Source organism: Corallincola luteus, from assembly GCF_004336975.1.
Taxonomy (GTDB): Bacteria; Pseudomonadota; Gammaproteobacteria; order Enterobacterales; family Neiellaceae; genus Corallincola; species Corallincola holothuriorum.
The window spans coordinates 163,137-172,884 of the sequence record NZ_SJXE01000010.1 but is presented as its reverse complement, the minus strand read 5'-3'; the positions used below and the strand labels follow the sequence as shown (position 1 = coordinate 172,884).

Annotated in this window: 6 protein-coding genes; all 6 read right to left on the bottom strand. The window is 48.5% G+C overall.

From position 1 onward, the window contains the following. Positions 1-83 precede the first annotated feature (83 nt). The 6 genes from EZV61_RS16645 to EZV61_RS16620 all read right to left on the bottom strand — a co-directional run bounded on the left by EZV61_RS16645 (position 84) and on the right by EZV61_RS16620 (position 9,748). Positions 84-485, bottom strand: a complete 402-nt coding sequence (locus EZV61_RS16645) for a hypothetical protein (RefSeq protein WP_131417080.1) — start codon at positions 483-485, stop codon at positions 84-86. A gap of 117 nt (positions 486-602) precedes the next feature. Then, positions 603-1,058, bottom strand: a complete 456-nt coding sequence (locus EZV61_RS16640) for a hypothetical protein (RefSeq protein WP_131417078.1) — start codon at positions 1,056-1,058, stop codon at positions 603-605. 331 nt (positions 1,059-1,389) lie between these two features. Next, complete coding sequence (locus tag EZV61_RS16635) at positions 1,390-2,271, bottom strand: nitrate- and nitrite sensing domain-containing protein (protein ID WP_131417076.1); 882 nt, start codon at positions 2,269-2,271, stop codon at positions 1,390-1,392. Between the two features lie 2 nt (positions 2,272-2,273). Continuing rightward, complete coding sequence (locus EZV61_RS16630) at positions 2,274-3,392, bottom strand: methyl-accepting chemotaxis protein (protein WP_130565819.1); 1,119 nt, start codon at positions 3,390-3,392, stop codon at positions 2,274-2,276. A gap of 333 nt (positions 3,393-3,725) precedes the next feature. Then, a complete protein-coding gene (locus EZV61_RS16625; RefSeq protein ID WP_131417074.1) occupies positions 3,726-5,123 on the bottom strand; it encodes an ATP-binding protein in 1,398 nt (465 codons plus the stop codon). A 53-nt stretch (positions 5,124-5,176) separates the two neighbouring features. Beyond that, positions 5,177-9,748 (bottom strand): DNA/RNA non-specific endonuclease, encoded by a 4,572-nt coding sequence (locus EZV61_RS16620; protein ID WP_131417073.1) that lies wholly within the window; start codon positions 9,746-9,748, stop codon positions 5,177-5,179.

Genomic DNA, 9,748 nt, shown 5'->3' with positions numbered 1-9,748 from the left:
AGGCTACAAAACACCTGAAGAGGTATTCAATGAACACTAACCGCTACTGTTGCACTTCAAACTTGATACTAAGAAGCACCACATTAACGTTTTTTTAAGTACCCCCCAATATGTGTTTCTTCGTTTGGCCAAGAATAAATATGCATTTCGGTGAAGTTATTCTTAAATTTTACAAATGCTAAAGTTTGTTCGCCCAAATGTGTATCAAATGTACCATTGCAACTTGGCTTATTGTTGTACTCAATTACAGTGTACTCCCATGCATAAAATCCAGTGTCACCAAACTTTTCAAAAGTATATTTGTCTACGCTAATCTCAGGGAGACTTATCACTATTTGTGTACCATCAGCTTTTAATTCATATGTTTCATCACAATAATCTGCAACAAGATCCCATAAACCAACATGGTAATCTTTGACATCTTCAGCTGGAGTGTTTGTACAGCCAGAAATTATTAGAAATATGAGCGATAAGTATAATTTCAAAGCTAGACCTCAAGTGGTGTACAACCCCTGTTAACAGGCAAAAAATATGTTAACTAAAATAAGCGACGAAAGAGCAAAAGCCAACTGTTTTTTGTCCTTGTTTAACAACTTGTTAAGTTACGAATTGCCGAACTTTTTCAGCTTTGTTGCAAAGTAATAATAATATACCGAAATAAAAATAGCTGATAGAACAACATCAATAAGCGTAGTTGTAATAATTTCAGGATCACTTGAACCTATGAAGAAGTAATACACGAAAGTAACAATTATTACTAAAACGATAAAACGCATTGTAATAGGTAGACCTAGAGTGATGAATCGTAAAATAAAATCATTCCCGTCGGCTTCCTCGTTAATTTTATAACAGTACAATATACCAATAATCGTTATAGCAGTAGCAACAACACTATCCAAGGCGTCAAATACTACGTACTCAAAATCAAAATACAATAGAGGATCTGTAGCTAATATCAATAAAATTGAATAGGTTAAAAAGTACTTCAACTGTTCTTTCTGGGATAAACCGTTTGTTTTTAATTCTTCAATTAAAGGGGATACTTTCCAAATATACATAACTTTCCTTAGTAACTTAACAGTGTATTAGACGGAATTCTCACTAAGCCACAGCGTCCGCCAATCAATTATCTCATCAATATACGCCCTCAACTTTATAGCTATCAAGCAGTTAGCTCAATGTTTGGGCTATTTATACACTCATCTGTGCCGGTGAAAGCGAGAATGCGGCGTTATAGGGTTCCTATATGCACGCTAGAGAAAGCTAAATAAGCAATAAAAACAGTAAGCTAGAGCGCCATACCTTGTAGATAAGAAGAATGCCGTTCCATATAAAAACAGTTAGCAGGAGTATCCATCTCTTATCTAGCCATTAAACATGGCCTACACATCACACATGCTGCGGATTCGTGGCATAGCCTGCGCCCTCCGGGGCTTGCGCCTGTTGAGTGAAGCCACTCGGGGTTTCCTGCAATGCCTCAATCGCCTGATCAAATGAGACAAACACCTCCTCTAACGCTTGCGTGGCAATGTCAAAATACTCGTTAGCGCTGACGGTAGGACGGTCGGTAATCACCTCTTGCGCTAACACCTGCAATAAGTTGCTCAACGCAGTTTTATTCATTGCCCGTTCAACGGCGACAAAATCAGCGATCGCTTTTTGCAAGTAAGCCAGACGGATCCGATCCACGCTATCGCACTGACCAGACGCCGCTACCCCGGTACCAATCGCACGTGCTTGCCCGATATGTTCAGCGGTTACCAGTAATGACTGCCACAAATAACGGATAGAGCGCCCCTGCTGATCTTTAAGCTCGTATAAGCGGTGGGCTTCACCACAGTCATCAACCAGATAAAGCAGGTTGGTGATCAACTTGTTGTGTTGTTCTAAATTATTGGCAGAGGTTTGATTGTTGAAACCAGTAGACAGGCGCTGCCAGTGGCGTTCAATGCCTTGCCACTCAGGGTTGTCAGCCAACCAGCTATCGCTAAGTTGCAGCTGCCGGATCAGCCGTGTGGTTTTACCCTGCAACGGCAGTATGCGTTTGTTCAGGCCACTGTCACCACACAGGTAACCGTTGGTTAAACCACGATGTTGCTGAATAAGGGTCAACAGCTGGCGGAAGCTCTTAAGCCATGCCAGGCCAGTGCTCACCCGTTCCGTCATCACTTGCTTATTACGCAGGTGCACCCAACTGATCACCAGAACGAGGAACAACAAGGCAGTAACCAAGGTAACGACAATTGAGATATCAATGTGAGTATTCAGCATGTTCAAGCCTCCATGCGGGTGATGTTTTGCAAATGATCTGCAACGCTGGCGTTTTGCTTCGCCATAAATGCGTTACGCTCGGCGGTAACGGCCACCTGCTCCATATTCTGGGATATCTCCCGTGTGGCAATCGCCTGTTGTTCGGACGCCGTAGCAATACCACCGATTTGGTCAGAGACCTGTTCTGTTGCTAACACAATGGCCTCTAATGACGCGTAAGCTGCATCAACGCTGTGCTGACACTGTTCAGTTGATCCCAACGCCTGCAGCATCTGCTGGCCGACCTCAGACATGCTGCTGGTGACTTCGGTTACCTGCTTGGTAATTGCATTGGCGGATTCATGGCTGCGCTGTGCCAGCCCCCTCACCTCATCAGCAACCACACTGAAGCCTCGACCATGTTCACCGGCACGCGCGGCTTCAATCGCTGCATTCAAGGCTAATAAGTTAGTTTGCTCGGCGATCTCGCGAATGAAGCGCGACATAGAGACAATCGCCCCCAGTTTTTCATCCAGTGCCTTCAAGCTTTCTCCAGTACAAATTACGCTTTGGTTGACGCTGACAACTTGTTCTCTGGTTTTGGTCAGTTCGGCGCGCCCCTGATGGCATAACTGACTGCTGTTTTCCACCGCATCCCGAGTCACTTCGATACGGTGAGACACATCGTCGATACTCTGGCTGATCTCGGTGGCGGCAGAGGCGGATGACGTGGTGGCGTCAGACTGCTGCTGACAATGGCTTGCCACCTCAATGGCGTTGCTGGCTAGCTCTTTGGCTGAGAATCCCATTTCGGCACTGACAGATTTAATGGCTGACAACTCACGTTGGGCGTGGCGTACCAGATCATCAATTAACGGATAGAGGGCTTGCAGCGGCCCAGAGTTTACCGAGTCAATATCTTTGGTCTTACCCGCTTTGACGTCAAGCAAGATTGATTCAAAGCTATTTTGGTCGCGCTCAATAGCGGCAAAAACACGCCATGAGAACAGTGCTGAGAGGATAAACACACACAACGCATATTGACCAAGATTCATAACGATAAGTAACAGGCCAATGGCGATTGCCGTTACTTGTATACGTGATGCCCCACGAACTCCTAAAGATTGCAGATACCTATCCATCTGACGCTCCCTCGTTTAAAGGCGGTTGTTGCTTTGCCCTAACCAGAGCAAGAGCTATTCCAGCCTTGATAAAAAGCACCTAAAAACATTCTAAGCAACTGACTTAATTAGCATTAAATAGCAGAGCAGAACAACCAATGGAATTTCATGAACAGCAGCTAACCCTAAATGAATAGTGTCAGGTTATTTTACAATCACTAGAAGTAGGCGAGCGCACCAGAACGGTGCCAGCAAAAATTGCAGCAGGTAAAGAACCATTAATAGGCAGACATAAACGCAACTGGCGTACTTGTTTTCGCCTCATTCAGAAAACATACAGATGCATCACCTAAGTTATTTACGAAACACTTTACCCAGCTTCTCCAGTTCTAAGGCGATGCCATCCAACAAACTCTCTTGCTGGAGTTCTTTGTGCTTACGAGCAAGGGACTTAATGCAGGCGTACTGCACGGCATTAACGATGGCGCCTCCCGCCAACTCATAACGCGCCAGTGATTTGGGTAAATCGTCCCCCTGCTGCCAAGGCAGCGCCTCTGGTAGGTTATTGCGCCAGATCGCTTCTCGCTCCTGCTCCGTTGGGAAGGGAAAATGCACCACGCTATTAAAACGTCGTAAGAAGGCATCATCCATATTGGTCTTGAAGTTGGATGCAAGAATAATCAAGCCATCAAACTCTTCTATTTTTTGCAGCAAAAATGACACTTCCTGATTGGCGTAGCGGTCATGGGCATCATTGACTGCCGTGCGCTTACCAAAGAGCGCATCCGCCTCATCGAAAAACAGGATCCAACCCTGACCATCGGCAGTATCGAACAGCTTAGCCAGGTTCTTTTCAGTTTCACCAATGTACTTGGAAACAACCGTAGACAGGTCAACCCGGTATACCGACCGGTTAGTTGCTTCGCCCAGCAGCGTTGCTGTTAATGTTTTTCCGGTACCCGATGGCCCATAAAACAGCGCCCGATGCCCCGGTTTTAATTTCCGTGCCATCTGCCAGTCAGCCATCATGGTGGCGTTGTAACTGATCCAATCTTTAATATCTTCGATACGGTTCATCACCGCGTCTGGCAGAACCAGCTCTTCCCACGCCAGGTGGGTAGTGATCTTTTGCGCCGGAAATGCCGAACTAAAATCAGGCTCAGGGCTGTGCCCCACCGTAAACTGTTCGACCTTGTCGGCATCCATGGTCAGTCGCCCACTCAGGTAAGACTGACCCGTATCTGGGGCTTCCAACCGCACAATGTTTTGCTGTGCCAACCAGTGTTGGCTTGCCAACAGCTGTTGTACTTGGAATCGCCTGTCCAGATCCCCGCCCGCCAACAGATAAAGCGCAGTTTCTCCAGTCGGTTGAAACAGCCGGTGTTCATTCTGACGGCTACCACCAAATTCCGCTGGCGCACCATGCTCAAAATACGCTTCGAATATTTGGTCGAAAAAACAGCCTTGCACATGGGGCACCAAGGCCAGTAGTAGGATCACATACTCTTCAAAGCTGGGTTGGTGCGCTTCGATAAATAACGAAAAGCTGGAGCCATCTTGATAGAACGCCAACGGCGGTAACTCAACCTCATCGGCAATCGCCGCTTGATCCACATCCTCACCTGACACTTGTTGCTGCTCATGCAACTTTATCCGTGCCAAAAACACCTGTTTCAAATATGCAAAGCCATGTTCAAGGTTGGCGGCGTTGGTTGCCAATTTTTGCTGCGATAGCTGCTCTGTTTTTATCAAGTTAAGTTCCTTTGCCCTCTGCAAACTAGAATCACAGCCACCTGAGATAACCACTATCTAAGCCGAATATAGTTTTGTTTTCGCCATGTTGTTAATTGATTAAGATTAACTGACGGTTCGATATCTGCCGCAACAGTAGCCAGCGCATTGTATGAAGCAAAACCTTTTCCCTTTGTAGAGGATTTTCGTTTTTCCTCAACCGCCAATAAAATTGCGGTCGCCTGATCGGCGGAGATAGGTTTACCCGGTTGATCTGTGAGCGGCTTAGTACTGGTAAGCGGATTTAACGCCACCGGCACTAACTTGCTCATACTCTTAACCGCATATCGGTCGACGGTGGGTTGGATTGGATTATTGATGCTCCAACTTTTTTTACTCAGTTCCGTATATCCCTTACCTTTTCTCTTCAGCACTGACGCCGTCACCGACAATGAAATAGGCACATGCACTTCAGCATCAACAATACTGGCAAACTCGGCAGCGTGAGCCGGATACGCTTCTTGTAGAGAAGACTTCAAAGCGTTTCCTCCCGGATGACCACTGCTGTATTTAGGTGTCACGCTATATTGCATAGTGGCACCCGCACTCACCCCTTTTTTCACATAGCTTTCGGCCTGTACTTCATGCTGATGATTGCCCGATTGAGATAGAGGTGTCAGATTTTTCCACTCCTTGCCCGTTCCTCCCAGCTTTTGATTGAGTAAGTGTCCTCGAACATAAAAACTGGCCTTGCCCGGATTTGTCGGATGACGTCTTAGATTTAGATTTTTGTATACCGCAGTGGGCGGAAGATCGGGCCGAGATCCTTTCGGTGCATCACGATTAGTAAGCGGCTGAATAGACATTGATTTACCAAACCCTGCGGTATTGACGCCACCAAATTTTATCTGGCCACACTTAGGCGTTCCGCCAAACAGGGAAGCTGTCTTAACGCTTAACTGCGTAAGCAAGCCATTAATCTCACGACTTTTAGCTTTCTTAACGGCATCACTTTTTGCGCTACTTAGCTCTTTGCGCGTCCGGTCGATATTTGCCGCAATCACTTTTGCTTTGTTCAGCCGCGTAATTTGTTTCGGTTTTAGATCTGCCGGTGACAACGAATTCAAAAAGCTACTGTAAGTATGCTCTTCACTGCGCATCACCAGCACTGCGCTATTACCCTGCCCTTTAAACAACAGCGTATGAGTTTCGCCGTTATTGGCTTTAAACGACTTTTTCGCCTTCCACCACGCCACCAGCTTGCTGACTACTTTTTTGGCGACTTTTTTACCCCCTTTCAGCAAGCGCTTCCCCACGGCTACCGCTTTATCCACCAGAAAATCAAACAGGCGCGTCACCGGTTTAGCGGCGGTTTTAATGATCCCTTGGATCATCCCCGCTAGCCCGCCGAGATTCAGCAGCGATGCCAAAAACGATATCGCAATGGGAATAATGCGAGCCAACGAGCCTTCAACCGCTTTCGCAGCCTTGGTCAACACACCTGCGGCTATCGACGTAATGGCACCGTAGATAGACAAGATAAAGGCTTTAATACGCTGAAAGTTGCGCACGAAAAACATCACCAGATCGAACAATAGCTTGAGCACCTTGTAGAGTGCTCCGATTGGGTTCAGCATCCCCAGCAGCCAGGAGATCCCCGCTTCAATTAAACGGAAAATGACAAACTTGCGTATCTCCGACATCACCATCTGTTTCAGGTTGGCCAGTTTCTCTTTCACCATCTCCCAAAGCACGCCCGGCCCTTTGGTCACCAACTGGTGAATGATCGTTACGCCTTTGGCGATCCCCTCCATCACCCCGGCTGTGGCCGGAAACCGTTTAATGATGCGCGCTTTAAGATTTTCCCAGGTGAGTCCCATGACCTGCCGAACAAGGCTAAATACACCCTTGGCATCAAATTTTTTCGGCAAAGTAATGGGAACAGACGACATGGCACCGGTGAGCCAACTCACTAAACCGGATACCAGATGAACACGGATATGTTTTACAAAATTGCGCAACCCCATCCCCACGGCTTTGCAAAGGTTTTTGATGAACTTATCTGGGTTAACCAGAATAGGTACAACCTTGCTGGCCGCACGATTAATGAAATCGAAAATAGGCTTAGGGCTGATACCGGCAATGTCACAGGCGGCACGGATCGCGATTTTCAGCGCTTCGGTAAAATCGCCCGTGAGCACGGCACCAACAATTTGTACTGCGGCTTTTAACGCGGTTTGGAACACCGCAAGGATCTTATCCAACGCCTTGCCGATAAACCCGGCAACGGCTTTCACACCGGCAATCGCTTTATCGGCGATCGCGTTAACCGCCTTCACCGCTTTATCGACTACCTTGTCGATCAGCTTATTGATCGCCTTAGCAAGCTTAGGAAATAGTTTGCCGATGTAACGGGTGACCTGCTTTTTCGCCCAGTCACGAAACTTGTTTAGCTTGTCCACCACCCATTTGCGAGCCTTGTTTATCAGGCCAATGGCCGCATTCTTCGCCTTATCGATAATGAACTTGACCGCTTGGCGCATTTTGGTAAAAACAACGTCTATCGCCTTGCTGATCGCTTTCACCGCAGATTTAATTGCCCCTTTAACCTTTTGCCACCAACTCTTTTTCTTCTGCGCCTTTTTCAATTGCTTTTTCTTTATCGCGGCGTCAGCCTCTCCTTGCTGTTTACGTTTATCCGCATCCTGTTCCGCTTTCTTAAGGGTGTCTGCAGCGCCTTTCTCAGCACCTTTAACTTTCGCCTTAACCGCACTGTCCACCGAGCTTTGCTCTTTACTCGCTTCCTGATCGAACTGCTTCAGCTGCTTGTTTGTTTCTGCAATGCCAGCACGCTGTTCTGCGGCTACCTGCTTGCGATTGTCTAAGACCTGCTGGCGTTGCCTAGCTTCTGCCTGCTGGTTAATGGCGGCCGTTTTTGTTTTCGCCTGCTGTAACGCTTTACCCTTATCACCATCCCGCTTGCTGACCGCTTGCTTGGTCTGTACACGCGCTTTGTCCAAACGCGCATTCATCTTCTGTTTCAGGGTCTGGTCGGCTTTCTCTCTTACCTCTGCGGGGATCACCGCACTGGCGTAGTCAGTGAGATGCGAGTTAGATGCTGTCACCAAAGGTGTAGGCGTAGGAGTCACCATGACCACGCTACAATCCTGCTGCACCGTTTTTGGCTGGATCTTCTCCTGCCCAGGGTTGGCTTGAATGCTGTTCACCAATGCTTGCTGTTTGGTGGAGACTTGACGCCGAGCGTCACTGCGCTGGCGAACCACACGGTCAGGATCAGCCTCCCCTTTTAACGCCACTTTCTTCGCACTGCCTGCTTTGGTGTTAACCCCGGGATCTGTGGTTTTAATATTGGCGGTCAAGCTAAGCACTTTCGCTTTTAACCACTCCCAGAAGTTCATTCCTTTGCGGCTTGGTTCAGCATCCAGCTGCTTAAGGGATGCACTGTTGTTCGGTGCGGGGGCTTTATCCTTATGAGGGGTGGGCACTGCAGGTGTCGGATTCGGCGCGGTTATCCCAGAGGCAATATCCTGGGGCGTTGTTTGCTCTGTTCCTGCTTTTTGTTTAACCGGCTGTTTACCTTTCAAGTCCACTTTCAGCACGGGGACGTTTTTAACTTCTTTCTGGTGTTCGCTGGTCAATGAAGCACTGACATTGGTTCCCAGTTTGGCAGCGTTAACCGCCATCTGCGACGGCGAAGCAGAACTAAACTGTTGTACGACATTATCGGAAGCGCCACTAAGGGCGAGCGGCGCTATCTTTGCCGCAACCGCTGGCGGCGCAGAAACTTCAGCGGGGAGCTTTACTGTCACCTGCGCTGACTGCTCAGCCCCTGCTTCCTTGGCTCCCGGTTTTGCTGTTTCACTTTGCTGCTCGTCTTTTTCTTTTGGCTGGTGGGCAGAGGCAGGCAGATCGGCCGCACCGCTGTGCGGCTTGATGACCTTGACATCATTAACTTTCGCCAGCGCCGCGGCTTGTTCTGGTGTTGGCTGTTCACGGTGAGTTTCCCCCTGCGGCTGTAATACCGCTTGCAGCCCGTTGGTGGCTGGAGCTGTATTGGCGGGTACAGCGTTTTGCGGCGCCGTATTTTGGGGAGCAGTATTTTGGTGAGCAATATTTTGTGTTGCTGTGCTTTGTGGGGCTGTGTTTTGGTGATCTGTACTTAGTACGGCGCTGTTCTGCCGCGACTGCGTTTGCCTGCTATTTTGTGCGGCACCCGCTTGTTCGGTTTGTCCCACTTCATTTGCCGATATAGGAGTGGCATCCGTGGCAGGCTCCGCTTCTGCTATCTCTGCACCATCTGTACGCTGCTGTTGGCTAGCGGCTTCTCCCTGCAGCGAGCTATTCTCGGTAACCACCTCTGCCACGGGGGCTGTTGGCGACTCTCTGTGCGGCATCTCTCGCGGCTGCCCATCAGACGCGGGATCTTGTCCTACAACCTGTGGTTGCGACGTCGTGATGACACGCCCCACCCTGCTGACTTGCCCCTCTGAATGAGCTGGCTGGCGGCCTTGCCTTGCTCTGGCAAGGGTTAGGCTGGGGTGAGTATCGCGCTGCGTAGTTGCCGATAGCACGCGACTGCGCTGGCGACTGCTTTCCGGGGCGATGGCAAGCGTTTTCACTGGCAT

Bases quoted from the DNA above. Each gene is read 5' to 3' on its own strand.
- EZV61_RS16620 (WP_131417073.1), bottom strand. From the start codon at position 9,748: ATGCCAGTGAAAACGCTTGCCATCGCCCCGGAAAGCAGTCGCCAGCGC.
- EZV61_RS16635 (WP_131417076.1), bottom strand. From the start codon at position 2,271: ATGCTGAATACTCACATTGATATCTCAATTGTCGTTACCTTGGTTACT.
- EZV61_RS16630 (WP_130565819.1), bottom strand. From the start codon at position 3,392: ATGGATAGGTATCTGCAATCTTTAGGAGTTCGTGGGGCATCACGTATA.
- EZV61_RS16640 (WP_131417078.1), bottom strand. From the start codon at position 1,058: ATGTATATTTGGAAAGTATCCCCTTTAATTGAAGAATTAAAAACAAAC.